This window comes from Pantoea sp. X-Soil-YNGN-844, from assembly GCF_059730595.1.
In genome coordinates, this window is sequence record NZ_AP036007.1 from 1,134,317 (window position 1) to 1,155,142 (window position 20,826).

The window sequence follows — 20,826 nt, forward strand, 5'->3', positions numbered from 1 at the left end:
AGTGCAGTGAAGTGAGGGGCGCGTATTGTAATGCTTTGATGCTGTGGTGACCAGCCTGAGGGCTTTTCTGCCAGCCATCGGGTTTTCCGGTACACTTTGCTCTATTCAGACCCGCGATGCGCAGGCTGGCGGGAATAAGAGAGGGAGTTAAGCAATGCAGGATAATCAGTTTGATGTCGTGATTGTCGGTGGTGGCATGGTCGGTGCTGCGCTGGCCTGTGGACTGACACAGCACCATTTTCGTGTGGCGGTGATTGAGCGTGCTGAACCCGCGCCGTTTGATGCCGACAGCGATCCCGATCTGCGAATTTCAGCAATCGGTTCCTCCTCGGTGGCGCTGCTGAAGCAGCTCAACGTCTGGCCGCGGGTCGAAGTGATGCGCAGCGCACCCTATCGCAGACTGGAAACCTGGGAGTGGCAGACGGCGCAGGTGAGTTTTGATGCTGACTCGCTGGGCCTGCCTGAACTGGGCTTTATGGTCGAGAACAGCGTGCTTCAACGGGCGTTATGGGAGGAGATGCAGTCGCTGGGCGTGACCTGCTATTGCCCGGCCACGCTGGAAAACCTGCAGCCAGAAAATGGCGGCTGGCGCGTCGACCTTAACGACGGCGTGGCCTTGCATACCCGGCTGGTGATTGGTGCAGATGGTGCAAACTCGCAGGTGCGGCAGATGGTCGGTATAGGGATTCATGGCTGGAGCTATGCGCAGTCCTGCCTGCTGATCAGCGTGACCTGTGAACATCCGGCAGGCGACGCCACCTGGCAGCACTTTACGCCGCAGGGACCGCGCGCCTTCCTGCCGCTGTATGGCAATCGCGCCTCGCTGGTCTGGTATGACGCGCCCGCAAGAGTGCGTCAGCTTCAGGCGATGCCGATAGCCCAGCTGGAGAAAGAAATTGCCAGCCACTTCCCGGCGCGTCTGGGACGGTTCAAAGCCCATGCGGCGGGCGGTTTCCCGCTGGTGCGCCGTCATGCTTCACGTTATGTCCTTCCAGGGCTGGCGCTGGTCGGCGATGCCGCGCATACCATTAATCCGCTGGCCGGGCAGGGCGTGAATCTGGGGTATCGCGATATTGATGCATTGATTGATGTGCTGGTAAGCGCGCGCGGCGCAGCGGAGGACTGGGACTCAGAGCGGGTATTGCAGCGCTATCACCGGCAGCGTCGCAAAGACAATCTGCTGATGCAGGGCGGGATAGATCTCTTTTATTTTGCCTTCAGCAACCAGCTGGCACCGCTGCGGTTTGCGCGAAATCTCGGACTGATTGCCGCTGAACATTCTGGCGTACTGAAGCGGCAGGTATTGCGTTACGCGCTGGGGCTATAGTCGCTTACGCGTTCAGGCTCGCCGCAGGGCGGGCCAGTAATCAGGATGGAGGTGAAGGGACAAAAACAACAAAGCCCGCAAAAGCGGGCCTGGTTGTGCAATTTGGCTGGGGTGCAGGGATTCGAACCCCGGAATGCTGGTATCAGAAACCAGTGCCTTACCGCTTGGCGACACCCCAATAATGGGTTTTTCAAATTGTCTTTGTATGGCTGGGGTGCAGGGATTCGAACCCCGGAATGCTGGTATCAGAAACCAGTGCCTTACCGCTTGGCGACACCCCAATTATATGGTGGCTACGACGGGAATCGAACCTGTGACCCCAGCATTATGAGTGCTGTGCTCTAACCAGCTGAGCTACGTAGCCAAATTGTACTGCATTTCAATGATGGCTGGGATACCTGGATTCGAACCAGGGAATGCCGGTATCAAAAACCGGTGCCTTACCGCTTGGCGATATCCCATTTGTCCGTTCTCAGCATACAAGAATCATCGAAATTGGCTGGGATACCTGGATTCGAACCAGGGAATGCCGGTATCAAAAACCGGTGCCTTACCGCTTGGCGATATCCCATCCACGCTGCCGAATAATGAAATGGTGCGGGAGGCGAGACTTGAACTCGCACACCTTGCGGCGCCAGAACCTAAATCTGGTGCGTCTACCAATTTCGCCACTCCCGCAAAAAAAGATGGTGGCTACGACGGGAATCGAACCTGTGACCCCAGCATTATGAGTGCTGTGCTCTAACCAGCTGAGCTACGTAGCCATCTTTTTTTCGCGTTACCTTCATCGGCGTTGCGGGGCGCATTATGCGGAGTTGACCAGACAGCGTCAACAAGTTTTTTACCGTTTTTTGCCAGATAATCGCTGTTTGACTGGCTTATAACCAGCCTGACGGTTTATTCGACAATTTTTCAGTGAATACAACGCTAATCGTAAAAAAAATGGGCCATAACCGGCCCATTCTGGTGGCTTTCTGTCGGCTTATTTATAGGCTGACTGATGCACACCTACGGCACGTCCTGAAGGATCGTCCATGTTTTTAAACGCTTCATCCCACTCAATCGCTTTAGCAGACGAACAGGCGACCGATGGACCACCAGGCACACACTCTGCCGCACTGGCTAACGGGAACAGCTCTTCGAAGATCTCACGATAGAGATAAGCTTCTTTCGAACCCGGCGTGTTGAACGGGAAGCGGAAATGGGCGGTTGCCAGCTGCTGGTCGCTGATTTGCTTCGCGGCCACTTCCTTGAGTGAGTCGATCCAGCTGTAACCCACACCATCAGAGAACTGCTCTTTCTGACGCCACGCTACGCTCTCTGGCAGGTAAGTGGAGAAGCATTCACGCAGAATGTGCTTCTCCATTTTACCATTGCTGCCACACATTTTGTCGGCAGGGTTGATACGCATTGCTACATCCAGGAATTTTTTATCCAGGAAGGGTACGCGGGCTTCAACGCCCCAGGCGGACATCGCTTTGTTGGCGCGGGCGCAGTCAAACATATGCAGCGCCTGCAGTTTACGCACGTTTTCTTCGTGGAACTCTTTAGCGTTTGGCGCTTTATGGAAGTAGAGATAGCCGCCAAACACTTCATCTGCGCCTTCACCCGACAGCACCATTTTAATGCCCATCGCTTTGATTTTACGCGACATTAAGTACATCGGTGTAGAGGCGCGAATGGTGGTGACGTCATAGGTTTCAATGTGATAAATCACATCGCGAATCGCATCCAAACCTTCCTGCACGGTGAAATGAATTTCGTGATGCACGGTGCCCAGATGTTCCGCGACAGATTTTGCTGCTTTTAAATCAGGTGAACCTTCCAGCCCGACCGCGAAGGAGTGCAACTGCGGCCACCACGCATCACTTTTATCCTGATCTTCAACCCGCTTCGCCGCAAAACGCTTGGTCACGGCTGAAATAATGGAGGAGTCCAGACCGCCTGACAGCAGCACGCCATAAGGGACATCTGACATCAGGTGGCTTTTCACGGATTCTTCCAGCGCATGTTTCAGGCCAGCCGCATCTGTGGCGTTGTGTTCAACGTTTTTATATTCCATCCAGTCACGCTGCCAGTAACGACGGATTTCGCCATCGGTGCTGGAGAGGTAGCTTCCCGGCGGGAACTCTTTGATCGAACGGCAGGCCGGTACCAGCGCTTTCATTTCTGACGCAATAAACAGGTTGCCGTGCTCATCGTTACCCATGTAAAGCGGGATGATGCCGATATGGTCGCGGCCAATCAGATACGATTTCTTAACGCTGTCATAGAGAATAAAGGCGAACATGCCTTCCAGCTCATCAAGGAAGTCGACACCTTTTTCCTGATAGAGCGCCAGAATCACTTCACAGTCAGAACCGGTCTGAAATTCGTAGCGATCGCTGAGTTCAGCGCGCAGTGCCTGATGGTTGTAAATCTCGCCGTTAACCGCCAGTACGTGGGTGTGATCGGCGTTATACAGTGGCTGTGCGCCGTTGTTAACGTCAACAATTGAGAGGCGTTCATGCGCCAGAATAGCCTTGTCATCTGCATAGACACCTGACCAGTCCGGGCCGCGATGACGCATTAAACGTGAACATTCCAGCGCTTTTTTGCGCAGCTCAACAGGATCGGTTTTCAGATCCAGCACACCAAAAATTGAACACATAACTGACTCCTGATCTCACCTTACGGCGATGTTATCTTTTGCGTTTGTCCGGCAGCCTGACGCTGCGTGATAGATAAGAAAATGCGCTATTTGGTGCATTCAATGCAAGAGGAATCGTGATTTACTGATAAAAATATTGCTCACATGGCAATAAAATTGAATAAACGATAATTTAAATGTTGTTTTGTTGTTGGATCGGCAATGAAATGGCGTTTGTGACTAAAAAACAGGCAGTGAAAGTAGGCGGGAGCATGAAAAAAAGGGGGGACGCATCACAGATTAAACGGATGCGTCATAAGAAAAATGAATCAGAACAGATCAATATCGGCAACAGAAGGGTAGATCCAGTCCGGACGGAACGGCATGGCATCGATATCGCTCAGCGTCGAGACGCCTGACAGCACCAGTACTGTCTCCAGACCTGCCTGGAAACCGGCGAGAATATCGGTTCGCAGGTTATCACCCACAATGACCGTCTCTTCCGAGTGGGCCTGCATTTTATTCAGCGCGGCGCGCATGATGTAAGGGCTGGGTTTGCCCACAACAAACGGGCTACGGCCTGAGATCTTCTCAATCCCGGCGCAGAGCGCGCCACAGGCGGGTATAAAGCCGCGCGCGTGCGTATCTGGGTTGGTGGCGATAAAGCGCGCGCCGTTAGCGACGAAGAAGGCCGCTTTGTGCATCATGTCCCAGTTGAACGAACGCGTCTCCCCGACAATGACAAAATCGGGATTCACATCCGTAATGGTAAAACCCGCTTTATAGAGCTCATGAATCAGCGCGCCTTCACCAATGACATAGGCCTTTTTACCCTCCTGACGACGCAGGAAGTCAGCGGTAGCCATGGCAGAGGTATAGAAAACGGATTCAGGAACCTCAACACCAGCTGAAGCAAAGCGGTTAGCCAGATCCTGCTCGGTCTGTGAGGGATAGTTCGTCAGCACCACCAGCGGCATCTCTTTGGCCAGAATGCGCTGTAAAAATTCCTGTGCGCCAGGAACGGCCGTGTTGTCGTGCATCAGCACGCCATCGATATCACAAATTACGCTTTTAATGGTCATAGTCAGATCCGATGTGGCCCGCCACAACAGCGGGTTAGCTTAGTCTTCCAGAAGATGTTGCAGCAGAATGCCGTTAAGCATGGCACGTTTAGCCAGCGCAAACGCGCCAATCGCAGAACGGTGATCCAGGGTAGAACGCACCACCGGCAGATTTTTACGAAAGGCCTCTAATGCCTGGGTGTTGATGCAGCCTTCAATCGCGGGCAGCAGCACTTTTTCTGCTTCCGTAATCTCGCCCGCCAGCACCACTTTTTGTGGATTAAACAGGTTAATCGCGATGGCAATCGCTTTGCCCAGATACCGGCCCACCTGTTCGACCACTTCGCAGGCCAGCGCATCACCCTGATTGGCCGCTTTGCAGATGTGGGACATCTGGCACGCCTCCAGCGTCAGTACACTGGGGTAGCCCTGATTCAGCAGATGCCGCACACGATTCTCAATGGCGCCGTTAGCGGCAATGGTTTCAAGGCAGCCAAAGTTACCGCAGTGACAGCGCTCGCCAAGCGGGTCAACCTGGATATGGCCGATTTCGCCGACGTTGCCGTTGCTGCCGAGGAAAATATGGCCGTTAGCAATAATGCCGGCACCGGTGCCGCGGTGTAAGCGCACCAGGATTGAGTCAGCACAGTCGCGGCTTGCACCGAAATAGTGCTCGGCCAGCGCCAGACTGCGAATGTCGTGCCCCACAAAGCTGGTGACGTTGAACCGTTTTTTCAGGCTGGCGACCAGCGGCCAGTGGCTGACAGAGATGTGCGGCATATAACGGATCACGCCGTTAATCGGGTCAACCAGGCCCGGCAGGATGACGGAAATCGCAATCAGCTCGCGTATTTTACGCTGGTGCTGCTCGATGAAACCGCTGATGGCGTTAAAAAGCGCATGTTCCAGCGTCTCCTGGGTGCGTTCCGGCAGCGCATAATCCTCCTGCGCCAGCGATTTACCGCTAAGGTCGAACAGGGTCAGAGTAGCATCGTTGCGGCCGAGGCGAACCCCGATGGTATGGAAGTGGCGGGTTTCAGTGATAATCGAGATAGCGCGGCGACCACCGGTAGACGCCTGCTGGTCTACCTCTTTGATCAGGCCGCGCTCAATCAACTGGCGGGTAATTTTGGTGACGCTGGCGGGGGCGAGCTGGCTGAGTTCGGCAATCTGAATGCGCGATATCGGCCCCTGTTGATCAATCAGCCGGTAAACCGCTGCGCTATTAAGTTGCTTAACAAGATCGACATTTCCTATTTGTGACTGGCCGCCAGTGGTCATTCAGTGCTTACTCGCTCAGGACGTCGTCTCCGTTGACTAACGTCTTAATGATTTTAAAGTCGCGCGTAAACACAGTCAGGTTCGCGATTTTTCCTGCTTCGATCGAGCCCAACTGTTTTTCCACGCCCATCGCCCTTGCCGGGTAGAGTGATGCCATGCGTAACGCTTCGTCCAGTGCGATACCGACATGCTCGACGCTGTTTTGTACTGCTTCTATCATCGTCAGGGCTGAACCACTGAGTGTGCCGTTTTCGTCAACACAGAGGCCGTCACGATAATAGATTGTTTTGCCAGCAAAAATAAACTCGCTGATGTCAGCGCCAGCCGGTGCGGTGGCATCGGTTACCAGCACCAGTTTGTCGCCTTTAATGCGTTTTGCATTGCGCACATTAGCGTAATGTACATGTAAACCATCCGCAATAATGCCGCAGTATACATCAGGCGAATCAAACAGCGCACCGATAAGCCCGGGTTCACGTCCGGCAAAGGTCGGCATAGCATTGTAGAGGTGGGTCGCGAAACTCACGCCCGCAGAAAAGCCCGCTTTCGCCTCTTCATAGGTCGCATTCGAGTGACCCGCTGAGACAATGATTCCGGCGTCGGTCAACTGACGAATTACGTCGCTGCCGGCGTTTTCTGGTGCCAGGGTGACTTTGGTGATGACGTCGGCGTTCTCACAGAGATACTGAACCATCGCAGCATCCGGCAGGCGAATCAGCGCCGGATCGTGGGTGCCTTTTTTCGCCTTACTCAGCCACGGGCCTTCCAGATGCAGACCCAGCGCCTGATGTTGATGTTTCTGCAGGTAAGCGCGCATGGTTTCAATCGCCCGCTTCATCAGCGCGTCGCTGCTGGTGATCAGCGTCGGTAAAAAACTGGTGCAGCCAGACTTTTCATTGGCGCGCTGCATCGTTTCCAGCGTTTCAACGCTGAGCGCATCAAGGCTGTCATTGAACTGAACGCCACCGCAGCCATTGAGCTGGAGATCGATAAAGCCCGGCGCAATAATCGCACCTGCCATATCCCGCTGCTCAATATCGGCCGACAGCGATTCACGTGGGCAGACGCGCGTAATAAGCCCGTCAGCCACCACGACGGCGTGATTATCCAGAACCTCATGGCCACTGTAGATTCGAGCGTTTACTAATGCGTACATCTCTTTTCTCCCGTCCTGGCCTGCTGTCACTCAGCGTAACAGCAGGGCAAGACACTATTCTGTTACACGCCTTTCATATTTTCCGCTTCCATTTCGCGGAAATATTTCACGGTTTTCACTTTCAGTTCCATGGTGGCTGGCTCATCACAGACCACAACTGATTTCGCATGCAGCTGCAGGCAGCTGATGGTCCACATATGATTCACGTTGCCCTCAACCGCCGCCTGCAGTGCCTGCGCTTTGACATGGCCGGTAACCAGAATCATCACTTCTTCTGCATCCAGCAGGGTGCCGACACCGACCGTCAGCGCATACTTAGGCACCTGATCCACGTCACCGTTAAAGAAGCGCGAGTTCGCCACGCGGGTATCATGGGTCAGGGTTTTAATGCGGGTACGGGAAGCCAGTGAAGACGCCGGTTCATTAAAAGCGATATGACCGTCGTTGCCGACACCGCCCATAAACAGGTGAATTTTACCCAGTGCACGAATTTTCTCTTCGTACTGACGACATTCTGCGTCAATATCGGGCGCATTACCATTCAACAGGTTGATATTTTCCGGTTGAATATCAACGTGATCGAAGAAGTTGCGATACATAAAGCTGTGATAGCTTTCAGGATGCTCTTTTGGCAGACCGACATATTCATCCATATTGAAGGTCACGACATGTCTAAAACTGACCTGGCCCGCTTTGTGCATATCAATCAGGTGTTTGTACGCCTCCAGTGGCGTGCCGCCGGTTGGCAGACCCAGAACAAAAGGTCTGTCCGCCGTCGGGTTAAACGCATTGATGCGGTTAACAATATGTCGGGCGGCCCATTTACCCACCTGGGTTGGCGTCGCTAAAGGAATCAGTCTCATGTTTCACCTCATTAGAAATTAGAAAGGGGATCGCTAAACCGTTGCGTTAGTCATCAGCCTGAGCAGATTGTCTATTCTCGCTACGGGCGGAGCGTAATTCAATATTTCGGATCATAAAATAAGTTTGTAATGATAGCCAGATGTTGCCGTGTGACATGATGTTTTTTAGTGATAAAAATCACATTTACCAGGGTTTTAATTTGCGAGGCGAATTAATTTATCATTACACTTCGCAGCGTGATATGAAGTGTATTAACGATCTTTGCAGCTGACATAACAACATTAAGCGGCGCAAAGCGACAAGTCAGGCTCATAGGGGGAAGGGGATATGTTAGGTTATTTACAGAAGGTGGGGCGCGCACTGATGGTGCCGGTAGCAACCCTGCCAGCAGCAGCAATATTAATGGGGGTTGGTTACTGGATCGATCCGGACAGCTGGGGTGCAGGTAATGCGCTCGCTGCGTTGCTGATCAAATCCGGTGCCGCTATCATCGAAAACATGTCAGTGCTGTTTGCGATTGGTGTCGCGTATGGCATGTCAAAAGATAAAGATGGTGCCGCTGCCCTGACTGGCTTTGTCGGCTTCCTGGTTGTTACCACGCTCTGCTCACCGGCCGCGGTGGCGATGATACAGAAGATGCCCGTTGACCAGGTGCCTGTGGCGTTTGGCAAAATCAACAACCAGTTTGTCGGTATTCTGGTCGGTATCCTGTCGGCGGAGGTTTACAACCGCTTCAGCCATGTCGAGCTGCCTAAAGCGCTTTCCTTCTTCAGCGGACGCCGGCTGGTGCCGATTCTCGTCTCGTTCCTGATGATCTTCGTCGCTTTCATCCTGATGTATATCTGGCCGGTTATTTTTAATGGCCTGGTGGGCTTTGGTGAGCATATCCAGAAGCTCGGCTCTGCTGGTGCCGGTATCTACGCCTTCTTCAACCGTCTGCTGATTCCTGTCGGCCTGCATCACGCGCTGAACTCGGTGTTCTGGTTTGATGTTGCCGGCATTAATGACATTCCTAAATTCCTGGGCGGTGCGCAGTCACTGGCAGATGGATCGGCAACCGTGGGCATTACCGGTCGTTATCAGGCTGGCTTCTTCCCGATTATGATGTTTGGTCTGCCGGGTGCTGCGCTGGCTATCTACCACTGCGCGCGTCCAGAGAACCGTGTCAAAGTCGGTAGTATCATGCTGGCTGCAGCGTTTGCTGCTTTCTTTACCGGTATCACCGAACCGCTGGAATTCTCCTTCATGTTCGTGGCACCAGTGCTGTATCTCATCCACGCCGTCCTGACCGGCATCTCGGTCTTTATCGCTGCCAGCATGCACTGGATTGCCGGATTTGGTTTCAGCGCCGGGCTGGTGGATATGGTGCTGTCGACCCGTAACCCGCTGGCAACACACTGGTACATGCTGATTCCGCAGGGCCTGGTCTTCTTCGTTATCTACTACGTGGTGTTCCGCTTCACCATCAAAAAATTCAACCTGATGACGCCGGGCCGTGAGCTGGCTGTTGCAGGTGATGAAAGCGATGGTTATGACGTTAACGTGGATAAAACTGACAATGGTGAAACGGCTACTGAATCGCTGGCGCGTCGTTATATTGGTGCCGTGGGTGGCTCAGCCAACTTAACCAGCATCGATGCCTGTATTACCCGCCTGCGTCTTAACGTGAATGATTCGGCTCAGGTCAATGAGGGCGTTGCGAAGCGTCTGGGTGCATCCGGGGTGATCCGCCTTAATAAGCAGAGCGTGCAGATCATCGTAGGTACTCAGGCCGAAAGTATTGCCTCGGCGATGAAAAAAGTGCTGACCAAAGGCCCGGTCGCAGCCGCTGCTACCAGCAGTGCGCCAGTGGAACCTGACATTAAACCGCAGGCCGTGTTGAACAGTGAGAAGCGTGTTATTGCGACATTGCTGGCACCGGTAACGGGCGAAGTGGTCGCGCTGGATGATGTACCGGATGAAGCCTTTGCCAGCAAAGCGGTAGGCGATGGTATGGCGATTAAACCGAGCGACAAATGGGTCGTGGCTCCAATTGACGGTACGCTGGTGAAAATCTTCAACACCAATCACGCCTTCTGTCTGGAAACGGACAATGGTGTAGAGATTGTAGTGCACATGGGACTGGATACCGTGGCGCTGGAAGGTAAAGGCTTTACCCGTCTGGCTGAAGAAGGGGCCACGGTGGTCGCCGGTCAGCCTGTGCTGGAAATGGACCTTGAATTCCTGAACGCCAATGCCCGCTCAATGGTGAGTCCGGTGGTTGTCAGCAACAGCGATGATTTCGCTGGTCTGACATTACTGGCCCGTGGTCAGGTGGTGGCAGGTGAAACTCCGCTGTATGAAGTGAAAGGCTAATCCCCGCAACAGAACCCCACAGGCAGGAAGCGATTCCTGCCTTTTTTGTTTTAAAGGCTTAACAAACGGTTGTTTCCCTCAGACGCTTTGTGGATCATACTCCGTTACTTCGTGGTACAAATCACCCGTTATTCGTATTGAGGATTTTTGAGATGAGTGAGGCTGAAGCCCGCCCAACTAACTTTATTCGTCAGATCATTGACGAAGATTTGGCGAGCGGTAAGCACAGCAGCGTGCATACCCGTTTTCCGCCAGAGCCCAATGGCTATCTGCATATTGGTCATGCGAAATCGATCTGTCTGAATTTTGGCATCGCCCAGGATTATCAGGGGCAATGCAACCTGCGTTTCGACGATACCAATCCGGTTAAAGAGGATGTGGAATTTGTTGAATCCATCAAGCGTGACGTCCAGTGGCTGGGTTTTGAGTGGAGCGGTGAGGTCTGTTACTCATCAAACTATTTTGATCAGCTTTATGACTATGCCATCGAGCTGATTTCCAAAGGACTCGCCTACGTTGATGAGCTGAGTCCGGATCAGATTCGCGAATATCGCGGCACCCTGAAAGAGCCGGGCAAAAACAGCCCTTATCGCGACCGCTGCGTGGAAGAGAACCTGGCGCTGTTTGAGAAGATGCGTAACGGTGAGTTTGCCGAGGGCACGGCCTGTCTGCGCGCTAAAATCGACATGGCCTCTAATTTCATCGTGATGCGCGATCCGGTGCTTTACCGCATCAAGTTCGCGGAACACCACCAGACCGGCAACAAGTGGTGCATCTACCCGATGTATGACTTTACCCACTGCATCTCCGATGCGCTGGAAGGCATTACGCACTCGCTGTGTACGCTGGAGTTCCAGGACAACCGTCGACTTTATGACTGGGTGCTGGATAACATCACCATACCGGTTCATCCGCGTCAGTATGAGTTTTCGCGCCTGAATCTGGAGTATGCGGTGATGTCGAAACGCAAACTCACTCAGCTGGTGACTGAGAAGCACGTAGAAGGCTGGGACGATCCGCGCATGCTGACCGTTTCAGGTCTGCGTCGTCGTGGATATACCGCCGCCTCTATCCGCGAATTCTGCCGTCGTATTGGCGTGACCAAGCAGGATAACATCGTGGAGATGGCCTCGCTGGAATCCTGTATTCGCGACGACCTGAACGAGAACGCGCCACGTGCCATGGCTGTGCTGGACCCGCTGAAAGTGGTGATTGAAAATCTGCCAGCAGGCCATAACGAAATCATCACCATGCCAAATCATCCGGGTAAACCAGAGATGGGCACGCGTGAAGTGCCGTTCAGCCGTGAGATCTGGATCGACCGTGCCGATTTCCGCGAAGAGGCGAACAAGCAATATAAGCGTCTGGTGCTGGGCAAAGAAGTCCGCCTGCGTAATGCCTATGTGATTCGTGCTGAGCGCGTCGCTAAAGATGAAGCGGGCAACATCACCTGCATCTACTGCACCAGCGACACAGATACGCTGAGCAAAGATCCTGCCGATGGCCGTAAGGTCAAAGGGGTGATTCACTGGGTGTCTGCGGATCACGCGCAGCCAGCAGAGTTTCGCCTGTATGATCGTCTGTTCAGTGTGCCAAATCCGGGCGCGGCAGAGGACTTCCTGGCGGTGATCAACCCTGAGTCACTGGCGATCAAACAGGGCTTTGTGGAACCGGGCCTGCGTGATGCAGAACCGACCACTCCGTTCCAGTTCGAACGTGAAGGTTATTTCTGTGCCGACAGCGTTTACTCTAAACCGTCACAGCTGGTATTTAACCGCACCGTCGGTCTTCGTGATACCTGGGCGAAAACCGGCGAATAAATTTTTTTGAGGCTGACCTCATAAAATGACAAAAGGGCGATTTATCGCCCTTTTTTGTTGCCCCGATTTTACTCATTGCCGACGTTTATTCTGACCTAACCGCAACCGATTAAATGCCGCATTGTGAGAGAAATCTGAGTTTAAAAAAATTAATCAATTTCCGGATGTGAATTATCCGCTTTCAGGTAGGCTATGCGCTCTCAGAGGTTGCAAAGCGGGTTACAGAAGGAAAAAAAATGACAGTTCTCGCCCAGGAAGCCAGAAACAGTGTGGTCGTTTTACATCAGCTCATTGAACGTATTTTTAACCAGCCTGCCGGATCTGATGACAGTTTTGAGCTGCTGATGTCCTATTTTCATCCTGAATTCCGCATGGTCACCCCAAAGGGTAAAGAGTGCAATCTGAACGAGGTTGAGGCGCTTTTCCGGCAGCTGCAGGGACAGCGCGAAGGGATGCGCATTGCCACCTGCGAGCACGTCATCCTCTCTCATCATGAAAAAGAGATCACCGTGCAGTATCGCGAAATGCAGATGATGAATGGCAATAATCAGAGCCGTATTTCGCTGGCGATACTGGATTGCAGCAGCTCCATTCCACGCTGGCGCTATCTGCAGGAGACGCTGGTCGCCTGATACAACAGCCCAGGACAGACGAAAAAAAACCGGTGAATTCACCGGTTTTTTTATTTCAGGTCGCGTTACTGGTCGTGCAGGGTTTCATCTTCCCGGCAATCGCCCAGCGTACAGTGTCCATAGAGATAGAGGCTGTGGTTGGTCAGCTTGATGCCATGACGGGTGGCGATTTCACGCTGACGCGTTTCGATCGACTCATCGCTGAACTCAATAACTTTGCCGCAATCCAGGCAGATAAGATGATCGTGGTGATGCTGCTGCGTCAGTTCAAAGACAGATTTGCCGCCTTCAAAGTTATGACGGGTCACGATACCAGCGTCATCAAACTGGTTCAGAACACGGTAAACGGTAGCCAGGCCAATCTCTTCGCCGATGTCGATCAGGCGTTTGTACAAATCTTCCGCACTGACGTGATGGCACTCAGGTTCCTGAAGCACTTCCAGAATTTTCAGTCTGGGCAGCGTCACTTTCAGGCCAGCCTTCTTTAATGCGGTGTTGTTGTCAGTCATGCGGATTTTGTCCTGTCACTATATTCACTTTTGTGGCTTGTCGCCTTGAATGTCGATCTGCGCTCATTCTCATTTGCGTCTCATTATAGAGCTGAAGCGATGAAATGAAAACCAGAGGGCGTGCCTGAATCATCACGGGCTGTGGGGGAAAGGTCACCGGGCCGGGGAGGATTCTGGCAGATGTCTGTTGGTACATCGCTTAGTCTTGCCGCCAGAGAAATAAGCGGAAGATCGATGCGGGTATTCTACAGATTAAACGGAGAAAGTTAAAAAAATGTGGCTATTATTTCTATAGGAATTTCCATTGCCTCAATGTGAGCTGGCGCTCACATTGAGTCGGGCAGGATCAGGCTTCGAGGATATCTTTTAGCTGCAGTTCATCAGAAATCTGCTTAACCCATTGCTCTACGCGCTGGTTAGTCAGTTCAGGCTGGCGATCTTCATCAATGGCCAGACCCAGGAAGTGGGTATCATCGGCCAGACCTTTTGAGGCTTCGAAGTGGTAACCTTCGGTTGGCCAGTGTCCGACAATCACGGCACCGTGCGGCTCAATGATGTCACGGATCGTGCCCATCGCATCACAGAAGTACTCCGCGTAATCTTCCTGATCGCCGCAGCCAAACAGCGCAACCAGCTTGCCGTTGAAATCGATCTCTTCCAGCGTCGGGAAAAAGTCATCCCAATCGCACTGCGCTTCACCGTAGTACCAGGTCGGAATGCCCAGCAGCAGGATATCAAACGCTTCCAGATCTTCTTTTGTGCTTTTCGCGATGTCATGCACTTCTGCAACTTCTGTACCCAGCTGTTTCTGGATCATTTTTGCAATGTTTTCGGTATTGCCGGTATCGCTGCCAAAGAAGATGCCTACGAGTGCCATGAGTAAAATAACCTCTTAAATCCTGATAATGAGATGTGTGCCGCAGCACATTTCAGCGAATAATAGCAGACGAGAGAAAACCGGTGAACGGTTAAAGCCCCGACATTTGCTCCTGCGTGCGATTTGCCCGCATTAATCCAGTTTGAGCTGTGCCAGCAGCATCTGTTCAATCAGCTCGCTGCGGCTGAGATTGCGCTGTTCTGCCAGCGTGTTGAGCGCATCGACGGCTTCACTGTTCATTTTCAGTTCGACACGACGAAGTCCGCGTCCTTTGTCACGTTTGAGTTGATTGCGCTTGTTGATGCGCAGCTGTTCATCACGCGAAAGCGGACTGGTTTTGGGTCGACCAGGGCGGCGCTCATCAGCAAAGAGATCGAGCGTCGTGCGGTCAGTCTGTTCTTTTGCCATGGCTTAGTAAAACTGAATGGGGGCGGGCGCCAGTCACTCACCGCGCAGATTATAAATTATTGGCTATTGCCGCAGCAAAAGGGACGCGCGGCAAAATTTTAGCGCGCCATCATACTTCACGCTTACTCTGGACGCCAATCCTAAACCTTTGCCGCCATCTATTTGCTTTTAAAGCGCAAAAAAGCGACGGACACTGCGCAAAACGGCATCGGGTTTCTCTGCATGAACCCAGTGTCCCGCGCCTCCAATGACATGTGCCTGCGCGGCCGGGAACTGCTGCAGCAACGCATCGCGGTAGCGGTTGTCCAGATAGCTGGAGTCGCCGCCGCGAATAAACAGTGCCGGATGATCCCATGCCGGAACCGGCTGCCAGCCCGAAATCGTGGTGTAGTTATCCCACAGCACCGGGACGTTGAAGCGCCACTCGCCCGCCTGAAATGACTTCAGCAGGAACTGAATCACCCCTTCTTCATCGATAAGCGTACGCATAATCTTCGCCGCCTCACTGCGTGACGAGACGCCTGCGTCGGTTACAGCACGAATGCCGGCAAAAATCTCATCATGGCGGCGGGTCTGATAGTCGACCGGAGCGATGTCGATCATCACCAGCCGCTCAATGCGGTCCGGCACCAGCGCGCTCATGGTCATGGCGATCTTCCCGCCCATTGAGTGTCCGATCACCGCGACGCGTTCAATGCCGTGCGCATCCAGCGTATCGACCATGTCCTGCGCCATTACAGCGTAGTTCATCTCGTCAGATCGTGGTGAGAGTCCGTGGTTGCGGACATCAACCTGCAGCAGAGGCCCGGCATCTTTGAGCCCACGCGTCAGCACGCCAAGGTTATCCAGACTGCCAAACAGGCCGTGGATAAGCAGGACAGGTAAGGAATTAGCAGGGGATTGTTCAGTTTGCAGACGGGCGTTCAAAATCATAGCAAAGTTCTTAAGTTTGAGACCTGTGCTTAGGTTATCATGGTTTCACCTTTTCAGGCGCGCCGGTTCCGGCGGCATTAGGACATATTCTGACTTTTGCCCGTAAACCGTTTGATTGCTAACAACCCGCCTGAATTTAACTTTATAATCCTGATGTTAGAACCCGCACATCCTTTGAATTGCCTGACTATACTCAGAGCTTTTCAGGAAACAGGTGGTTCTGTCATGAGAAAGAACCGTACGGAATAAGATGAAAACGATCGAAGTTGACGAAGAGCTCTACCGTTATATTGCCAGCCACACGCAACACATTGGTGAAAGCGCATCCGACATTCTGCGTCGTATGCTGAAGTTCACTGCCGGTCAGACTGCACCTGCTTCGCCTGCTCAGCCAGCCTCAAAAGAGGCAGCGAAAGAGTCTCAGCCTGCGTTCGTGGGTTCGCGCCCGCAGGATCGTGTCCGCGCGGTGCGTGAGCTGCTGCTCTCTGATGAATATGCGGAGCAGAAGCGGGCGGTGAATCGCTTTATGCTTATCTTGTCAACGCTCTATCGTCTTGATACTGCAGCTTTTGCTGAAGCTACTGCATCTCTGCAGGGCCGCACCCGCGTCTATTTTGCCGGTGATGAGCATACGCTGTTACAGAATGGCACCCATACTAAGCCGAAGCATGTGCCCGGCACGCCGTACTGGGTGATCACCAACACCAATACTGGTCGTAAATGCAGCATGGTCGAACACATCATGCTCTCGATGCAGTTCCCGGCGGAACTGACCGAGAAAGTTTGCGGCACCATTTAAAACTTAAGCGTCAGGGAGCAGCGCCAATGGCCAATCACCCACGTGCCGGGCAACCCGCCCAGCAGAGCGATTTGATTAACGTTGCACAATTAACGTCACAATATTATGTCCTGCAGCCCGATGTGGCGAACCCGGAACATGCGGTGAAATTTGGCACCTCTGGCCATCGCGGCAGTGCAGGGCGTCAGAGCTTCAACGAGATGCACATTCTGGCTATCGCGCAGGCGATTGCTGAAGAGCGTAAAAAGAACGGCATCACCGGGCCGTGCTACGTCGGTAAAGACACTCATGCGCTGTCAGAACCGGCGATCCTGTCGGTACTGGAAGTGCTGGCGGCGAACGGCGTTGATGTGATTGTGCAGCAGGACAATGGCTATACGCCGACCCCTGCGATCTCGAACGCTATTCTTGAGCACAACAAAGCGGGCGGCCCACTGGCTGACGGCATCGTCATTACGCCATCGCACAACCCACCGGAAGATGGCGGCATCAAGTACAACCCACCTAACGGTGGACCGGCTGATACCAACGTCACCAAAGTAGTGGAAGATCGCGCCAATCAGCTGATCAAAGATGGGCTGAAAGAGGTTAAGCGTCTGCCACTGGAGCAGGCGATGGCCAGCGGTCACGTGGTCGAGAAAGATCTGATCCAGCCGTACGTTGAAGGTCTGGCCGAGATTATCGACTTCCCGGCGATCCAGAAAGCGGGCCTGAAGCTGGGTGTTGATCCCCTTGGCGGTTCCGGTATTGCTTACTGGCAGCGTATTGCTGAGCACTACAAGCTGGATCTGACGCTGGTGAATGACGCGGTCGATCAGACCTTCCGCTTTATGCACCTGGATAAAGATGGTGTTGTGCGCATGGACTGCTCGTCTGAAAGCGCAATGGCAGGCCTGCTGGCCTACCGTGACAAGTTTGATCTGGCGTTCGGTAACGATCCCGATTATGACCGTCATGGCATTGTGACCCCGGCGGGTCTGATGAATCCAAACCATTATCTGGCGGTGGCGATCAACTATCTGTTCCAGCACCGTCCACAGTGGGGCCAGGATGTTGCCGTGGGTAAAACCCTGGTTTCCAGCGCCATGATCGACCGTGTCGTCAACGACATTGGCCGCAAGCTGGTGGAAGTGCCGGTTGGCTTTAAATGGTTTGTTGATGGTCTGTATGACGGCAGCTTTGGTTTCGGCGGTGAAGAGAGCGCGGGCGCGTCATTCCTGCGTTTCGACGGCACGCCATGGTCAACGGACAAAGATGGCATCATCATGTGTCTGCTGGCGGCTGAAATTACTGCCGTGACCGGTAAAAACCCGCAACAGCACTATGATGAGCTGGCCGCGCGCTTCGGTGCACCAAGCTACAACCGTCTGCAGGCATCCGCCACTTCAGCGCAGAAAGCCGCGCTGTCGAAGCTGTCACCCGAGATGGTGAGCGCGGATACGCTGGCGGGTGATCCTATCACCGCACGTCTGACTGCGGCACCGGGTAACGGTGCGTCAATCGGCGGTCTGAAAGTGATGACGGAGAATGGCTGGTTTGCTGCTCGTCCTTCAGGCACAGAAGACGCCTACAAAATCTACTGTGAAAGCTTCCTGGGCGCAGAACACCGCGCGCAGATTGAGAAAGAAGCGGTAGAGATTGTCAGCGAAGTGCTGAAAAACGCCTGATAGTCGGGCAGATAAAGAGGCACCTCAGAGTTACTGGTAAAGCGCGGCCTTCATCGCTGTGAGGCCGTGCAGCTCAGGAAACACGGCCAGATCGGAAAGACGCAAAAGTCGTCATCCATGACAGGCTCGGCCCACGCCATCCCTGGCGCGGGACGCTTTCCTCTTCTGGCCGTGTTCCCTGCGCTTTGAGTTTATTCATTGCGGTGAGATTCACAGGATTTGGCTTTATCAGCACTCTGAAAGGCGCATCTGGCGCCTTTTTTTATGGCATAAAGCGATAGCCGATCCCGGTTTCGGTCAGCAGATGGGCTGGTTGGGTCGGATTCGCTTCCAGCTTCTGGCGCAGATGTCCCATATAAATGCGCAGATAGTGGCTGTGCTCCACCGCATTGGGCCCCCAGACCTGGCTCAGCAGCTGCCGCTGCGTCAGCACCTTGCCGGCATTATTCAGCAGAATGCTCAACAGACGAAACTCAATCGGCGTGAGGTGAATCTCACTGCCGCCGCGCTGCACCCGGCGTGCAGCAAAATCGACGCTGACGTCGGCAAACTGAATTCTGGCTTCAGGCTGCTGACCACCATGACGGCGCAGTGCCACACGCACGCGCGCCAGCAGTTCGCCAATGCCAAAAGGTTTGGTCAGATAGTCATCCGCCCCGGCATCCAGTGCGGCGATCTTATCCTCTTCATCACTGCGCGCCGACAGCACAATCACCGGGATGGCGCTCCACTGGCGCAGGTCACGAATAAAATCGGTGCCATCCCCATCCGGCAGGCCAAGATCGAGGATCACTAAATCAGGTTTACGGGTTGCCGCTTCAATCAGTCCGCGCTGCAGCGTATCGGCGTCAAACACCTTCAGATCTTCATTTTCCAGCGCCAGCCTGACAAAGCGGCGGATCTCTTTTTCATCTTCAACGATCAAAACCGTGGTCACGCAATACCTGCCTTGAGTGAGAGCCGAAGCGCTACTTTATCAATATTTTATCCTGCCGTCCGCGCGCTTCATCTTCCGGGCATTAAAACCTTCTCGTAACCTGGCGGTAACTTATCTGTAACTAAATTACAGGTTGATTCTTAAACAGCAAAAATAGCGACAAATAAGTGGTCAGATGAGTAGTAAAATTACACAACCTGGCGTAAAGTTGAACACAGATCACATTCGCACACTTTAACTTACCGGGAGGAGAAACCATGTATCAGGCTTATCCACGTTATAAAATACTCGCGCGTCGTACGTTGGTGGTCCTTCTCGGCGTTCTGGCACTGCCTGTTATGTTGTTTCGACAGGATCGGGCACGCTTCTACAGTTACCTGCATCGTGTCTGGTGCAAGACCAGCGCAAAGCCGGTCTGGCTGGCGCAGTCTGAAGCGGGTGGTGGCGCATTCTGGTAATGACTCCTCCCGCAGAACAGGCCTGGTCATCTGACCAGGCTTTTTTTTTGCGTTTTTTCTGAGAATAAGCGGCCCGGAACCGCGTTTTCCCCCTTTATTCCTGACCATTTTGCGCTACACTTAAACCTCTACAAGATTTCGGAGGTTGTACAAGTATGAGCAAAAAAATCCCCGTTGGAATCAGTGCATGCCTGCTCGGCGATAGCGTGAGGTTTGATGGTGGCCATAAGCGTCTTACTTTTGCAACCGAGGATCTTACGCCATTTGTCCGCTTTGAGCCGATCTGTCCTGAAATGGCGATTGGGCTGCCTACGCCGCGTCCGGCATTGCGTCTGGTAAAGCAGGGCGATGATGAGCTGCATCTTTGCTTTAGCAAAGACGGCGGCGAAGAAGTCACCGCTCAAATGCGTGACTGGTCTGCGGAGCGGGTAAAATCGCTGCATCATCTCTCTGGTTATATCCTGTGCGCCAAGTCGCCCAGTTGTGGGATGGAGCGCGTACGGGTCTACGAGCCCGACAATAACAACAACCGCAAAGTAGGCACCGGCATTTTTGCTGAATTCCTGCAGCGCGAGATGCCCTGGCTGCCGCTGGAAGAGGATGGTCGTCTGCACGATCCCGCCCTGCGAGAGAACTTTATCGGCCGTATCTGCGCACTGCATGAATTTAATCAGATGTGGGAAAGCGGCCTGACCCGTCACGGGCTGATCGCCTTTCACAGCCGCTACAAACTGATGATGCTGGCGCATTCACAGGAGAAATATCGCGAGCTGGGACCCTTTGTTGCTTCGATGAGCCAGTGGGACTCGCTGGAAGCCTTTGCCTTTGAGTACCGCAATCGCATGATGGCGTTGATGTCACGTCCCGCCTCACGTCGTAATCACACCAATGTGCTGATGCACGTGCAGGGCTACTTCCGCCGCCAGCTAAGCTCACCGCAGCGTAAGGAGCTGGCAACGCTGATTGACCGATATCGTCAGGGTACACAACCGCTGCTGGTGCCCATTACCATTCTCAAGCACTACATGGCTGAGTTTCCGCATCCGTGGCTGGCACAGCAGCGCTATTTCGATCCCTATCCCGAAGCCTTGTGCTTACGCTACGGACAGTAAT

The 20,826-nt window shown here is 53.4% G+C and carries 18 protein-coding genes and 7 tRNA genes; 8 read left to right on the forward strand and 17 right to left on the reverse strand.

All coding sequences use genetic code 11. The annotated features are described in order from the left end of the window. The first annotated feature begins 154 nt into the window (after positions 1 to 154). Positions 155 to 1,327, forward strand: a complete 1,173-nt coding sequence (gene ubiF / locus AC6I8C_RS05140; RefSeq protein ID WP_497821798.1) for a 3-demethoxyubiquinol 3-hydroxylase — start codon at positions 155 to 157, stop codon at positions 1,325 to 1,327. Positions 1,328 to 1,430: 103 nt separating this feature from the next. Here ubiF and AC6I8C_RS05145 read toward each other — a convergent pair. The 12 genes from AC6I8C_RS05145 to nagB all read right to left on the reverse strand — a co-directional run bounded on the left by AC6I8C_RS05145 (position 1,431) and on the right by nagB (position 8,317). Next, positions 1,431 to 1,505: transfer RNA gene (locus tag AC6I8C_RS05145), tRNA-Gln, on the reverse strand. Positions 1,506 to 1,533: 28 nt separating this feature from the next. Beyond that, a tRNA-Gln gene (locus AC6I8C_RS05150) sits at positions 1,534 to 1,608 on the reverse strand. Between the two features lie 6 nt (positions 1,609 to 1,614). Further along, positions 1,615 to 1,691 (reverse strand) — tRNA-Met (locus tag AC6I8C_RS05155). 22 nt (positions 1,692 to 1,713) lie between these two features. Further along, positions 1,714 to 1,788: transfer RNA gene (locus AC6I8C_RS05160), tRNA-Gln, on the reverse strand. A gap of 35 nt (positions 1,789 to 1,823) precedes the next feature. Then, positions 1,824 to 1,898, reverse strand: a tRNA-Gln gene (locus AC6I8C_RS05165). Between the two features lie 22 nt (positions 1,899 to 1,920). Then, positions 1,921 to 2,005: transfer RNA gene (locus AC6I8C_RS05170), tRNA-Leu, on the reverse strand. A gap of 9 nt (positions 2,006 to 2,014) precedes the next feature. Further along, positions 2,015 to 2,091, reverse strand: a tRNA-Met gene (locus AC6I8C_RS05175). A 218-nt stretch (positions 2,092 to 2,309) separates the two neighbouring features. After that, complete coding sequence (gene asnB, locus AC6I8C_RS05180; protein WP_497821799.1) at positions 2,310 to 3,977, reverse strand: asparagine synthase B; 1,668 nt, start codon at positions 3,975 to 3,977, stop codon at positions 2,310 to 2,312. Between the two features lie 308 nt (positions 3,978 to 4,285). Then, entirely contained in the window at positions 4,286 to 5,038 is a 753-nt protein-coding gene (locus AC6I8C_RS05185; protein WP_013357117.1) for an HAD-IIA family hydrolase, read from the reverse strand. A 39-nt stretch (positions 5,039 to 5,077) separates the two neighbouring features. Further along, positions 5,078 to 6,298 carry a DNA-binding transcriptional regulator NagC gene (gene nagC / locus AC6I8C_RS05190; protein WP_033731851.1) on the reverse strand — a complete coding sequence of 407 codons (1,221 nt, stop codon included), beginning with the start codon at positions 6,296 to 6,298 and terminating at the stop codon, positions 5,078 to 5,080. Between the two features lie 7 nt (positions 6,299 to 6,305). Next, entirely contained in the window at positions 6,306 to 7,454 is a 1,149-nt protein-coding gene (gene nagA, locus AC6I8C_RS05195; protein ID WP_497821800.1) for an N-acetylglucosamine-6-phosphate deacetylase, read from the reverse strand. 62 nt (positions 7,455 to 7,516) lie between these two features. Then, on the reverse strand, positions 7,517 to 8,317 hold the full coding sequence (nagB, locus tag AC6I8C_RS05200) for a glucosamine-6-phosphate deaminase (RefSeq protein WP_279769674.1): 801 nt from the start codon (positions 8,315 to 8,317) through the stop codon (positions 7,517 to 7,519). Positions 8,318 to 8,645: 328 nt separating this feature from the next. Here nagB and nagE point away from each other — a divergent pair, with 328 nt between their 5' ends. The 3 genes from nagE (at position 8,646) to AC6I8C_RS05215 (ending at position 13,125) form a co-directional block, all read left to right on the forward strand. Continuing rightward, positions 8,646 to 10,673 (forward strand): N-acetylglucosamine-specific PTS transporter subunit IIBC, encoded by a 2,028-nt coding sequence (gene nagE / locus AC6I8C_RS05205; RefSeq protein WP_497821801.1) that lies wholly within the window; start codon positions 8,646 to 8,648, stop codon positions 10,671 to 10,673. 152 nt (positions 10,674 to 10,825) lie between these two features. Continuing rightward, complete coding sequence (gene glnS, locus AC6I8C_RS05210) at positions 10,826 to 12,493, forward strand: glutamine--tRNA ligase (RefSeq protein WP_497821802.1); 1,668 nt, start codon at positions 10,826 to 10,828, stop codon at positions 12,491 to 12,493. Positions 12,494 to 12,729: 236 nt separating this feature from the next. Next, entirely contained in the window at positions 12,730 to 13,125 is a 396-nt protein-coding gene (locus AC6I8C_RS05215) for a hypothetical protein (RefSeq protein WP_033731855.1), read from the forward strand. 65 nt (positions 13,126 to 13,190) lie between these two features. Here the strand turns inward: AC6I8C_RS05215 and fur are convergent, their stop codons facing one another. The 4 genes from fur to ybfF all read right to left on the reverse strand — a co-directional run bounded on the left by fur (position 13,191) and on the right by ybfF (position 15,852). Then, complete coding sequence (gene fur, locus AC6I8C_RS05220) at positions 13,191 to 13,634, reverse strand: ferric iron uptake transcriptional regulator (protein ID WP_009091454.1); 444 nt, start codon at positions 13,632 to 13,634, stop codon at positions 13,191 to 13,193. Between the two features lie 346 nt (positions 13,635 to 13,980). Beyond that, positions 13,981 to 14,511: a flavodoxin FldA gene (gene fldA, locus AC6I8C_RS05225; protein ID WP_497821803.1), complete on the reverse strand. Its 531-nt coding sequence runs from the start codon at positions 14,509 to 14,511 to the stop codon at positions 13,981 to 13,983. 132 nt (positions 14,512 to 14,643) lie between these two features. Then, complete coding sequence (ybfE, locus tag AC6I8C_RS05230) at positions 14,644 to 14,919, reverse strand: LexA regulated protein (RefSeq protein ID WP_003852811.1); 276 nt, start codon at positions 14,917 to 14,919, stop codon at positions 14,644 to 14,646. A gap of 168 nt (positions 14,920 to 15,087) precedes the next feature. Continuing rightward, positions 15,088 to 15,852 carry an esterase gene (gene ybfF / locus AC6I8C_RS05235; protein ID WP_497821804.1) on the reverse strand — a complete coding sequence of 255 codons (765 nt, stop codon included), beginning with the start codon at positions 15,850 to 15,852 and terminating at the stop codon, positions 15,088 to 15,090. Positions 15,853 to 16,102: 250 nt separating this feature from the next. Between ybfF and seqA the strand changes: the two genes are divergently transcribed. After that, the gene (gene seqA, locus AC6I8C_RS05240) at positions 16,103 to 16,651 is read left to right on the forward strand and encodes a replication initiation negative regulator SeqA (protein WP_497821805.1); all 549 of its coding nucleotides are present in this window, start codon (positions 16,103 to 16,105) and stop codon (positions 16,649 to 16,651) included. Between the two features lie 26 nt (positions 16,652 to 16,677). After that, entirely contained in the window at positions 16,678 to 18,318 is a 1,641-nt protein-coding gene (gene pgm, locus AC6I8C_RS05245) for a phosphoglucomutase (alpha-D-glucose-1,6-bisphosphate-dependent) (RefSeq protein WP_033731859.1), read from the forward strand. A gap of 262 nt (positions 18,319 to 18,580) precedes the next feature. Here the strand turns inward: pgm and kdpE are convergent, their stop codons facing one another. Beyond that, on the reverse strand, positions 18,581 to 19,255 hold the full coding sequence (gene kdpE, locus AC6I8C_RS05250; RefSeq protein WP_497821806.1) for a two-component system response regulator KdpE: 675 nt from the start codon (positions 19,253 to 19,255) through the stop codon (positions 18,581 to 18,583). A gap of 257 nt (positions 19,256 to 19,512) precedes the next feature. Between kdpE and AC6I8C_RS05255 the strand changes: the two genes are divergently transcribed. Next, positions 19,513 to 19,713 (forward strand): DUF2517 family protein, encoded by a 201-nt coding sequence (locus AC6I8C_RS05255; RefSeq protein WP_013357130.1) that lies wholly within the window; start codon positions 19,513 to 19,515, stop codon positions 19,711 to 19,713. 155 nt (positions 19,714 to 19,868) lie between these two features. After that, a complete protein-coding gene (locus tag AC6I8C_RS05260; protein WP_497821807.1) occupies positions 19,869 to 20,825 on the forward strand; it encodes a YbgA family protein in 957 nt (318 codons plus the stop codon). The last annotated feature ends 1 nt before the right edge of the window (position 20,826 follow it).

Excerpts from the sequence above, each read along its gene's own strand:
- ubiF (WP_497821798.1), top strand. The coding sequence starts at position 155 with ATGCAGGATAATCAGTTTGATGTCGTGATTGTCGGTGGTGGCATGGTC.
- asnB (WP_497821799.1), bottom strand. The coding sequence starts at position 3,977 with ATGTGTTCAATTTTTGGTGTGCTGGATCTGAAAACCGATCCTGTTGAG.
- AC6I8C_RS05185 (WP_013357117.1), bottom strand. The coding sequence starts at position 5,038 with ATGACCATTAAAAGCGTAATTTGTGATATCGATGGCGTGCTGATGCAC.
- nagC (WP_033731851.1), bottom strand. The coding sequence starts at position 6,298 with ATGACCACTGGCGGCCAGTCACAAATAGGAAATGTCGATCTTGTTAAG.
- nagA (WP_497821800.1), bottom strand. The coding sequence starts at position 7,454 with ATGTACGCATTAGTAAACGCTCGAATCTACAGTGGCCATGAGGTTCTG.
- nagB (WP_279769674.1), bottom strand. The coding sequence starts at position 8,317 with ATGAGACTGATTCCTTTAGCGACGCCAACCCAGGTGGGTAAATGGGCC.
- nagE (WP_497821801.1), top strand. The coding sequence starts at position 8,646 with ATGTTAGGTTATTTACAGAAGGTGGGGCGCGCACTGATGGTGCCGGTA.
- glnS (WP_497821802.1), top strand. The coding sequence starts at position 10,826 with ATGAGTGAGGCTGAAGCCCGCCCAACTAACTTTATTCGTCAGATCATT.
- AC6I8C_RS05215 (WP_033731855.1), top strand. The coding sequence starts at position 12,730 with ATGACAGTTCTCGCCCAGGAAGCCAGAAACAGTGTGGTCGTTTTACAT.
- fur (WP_009091454.1), bottom strand. The coding sequence starts at position 13,634 with ATGACTGACAACAACACCGCATTAAAGAAGGCTGGCCTGAAAGTGACG.
- fldA (WP_497821803.1), bottom strand. The coding sequence starts at position 14,511 with ATGGCACTCGTAGGCATCTTCTTTGGCAGCGATACCGGCAATACCGAA.
- ybfE (WP_003852811.1), bottom strand. The coding sequence starts at position 14,919 with ATGGCAAAAGAACAGACTGACCGCACGACGCTCGATCTCTTTGCTGAT.
- ybfF (WP_497821804.1), bottom strand. The coding sequence starts at position 15,852 with ATGATTTTGAACGCCCGTCTGCAAACTGAACAATCCCCTGCTAATTCC.
- seqA (WP_497821805.1), top strand. The coding sequence starts at position 16,103 with ATGAAAACGATCGAAGTTGACGAAGAGCTCTACCGTTATATTGCCAGC.
- pgm (WP_033731859.1), top strand. The coding sequence starts at position 16,678 with ATGGCCAATCACCCACGTGCCGGGCAACCCGCCCAGCAGAGCGATTTG.
- AC6I8C_RS05255 (WP_013357130.1), top strand. The coding sequence starts at position 19,513 with ATGTATCAGGCTTATCCACGTTATAAAATACTCGCGCGTCGTACGTTG.
- AC6I8C_RS05260 (WP_497821807.1), top strand. The coding sequence starts at position 19,869 with ATGAGCAAAAAAATCCCCGTTGGAATCAGTGCATGCCTGCTCGGCGAT.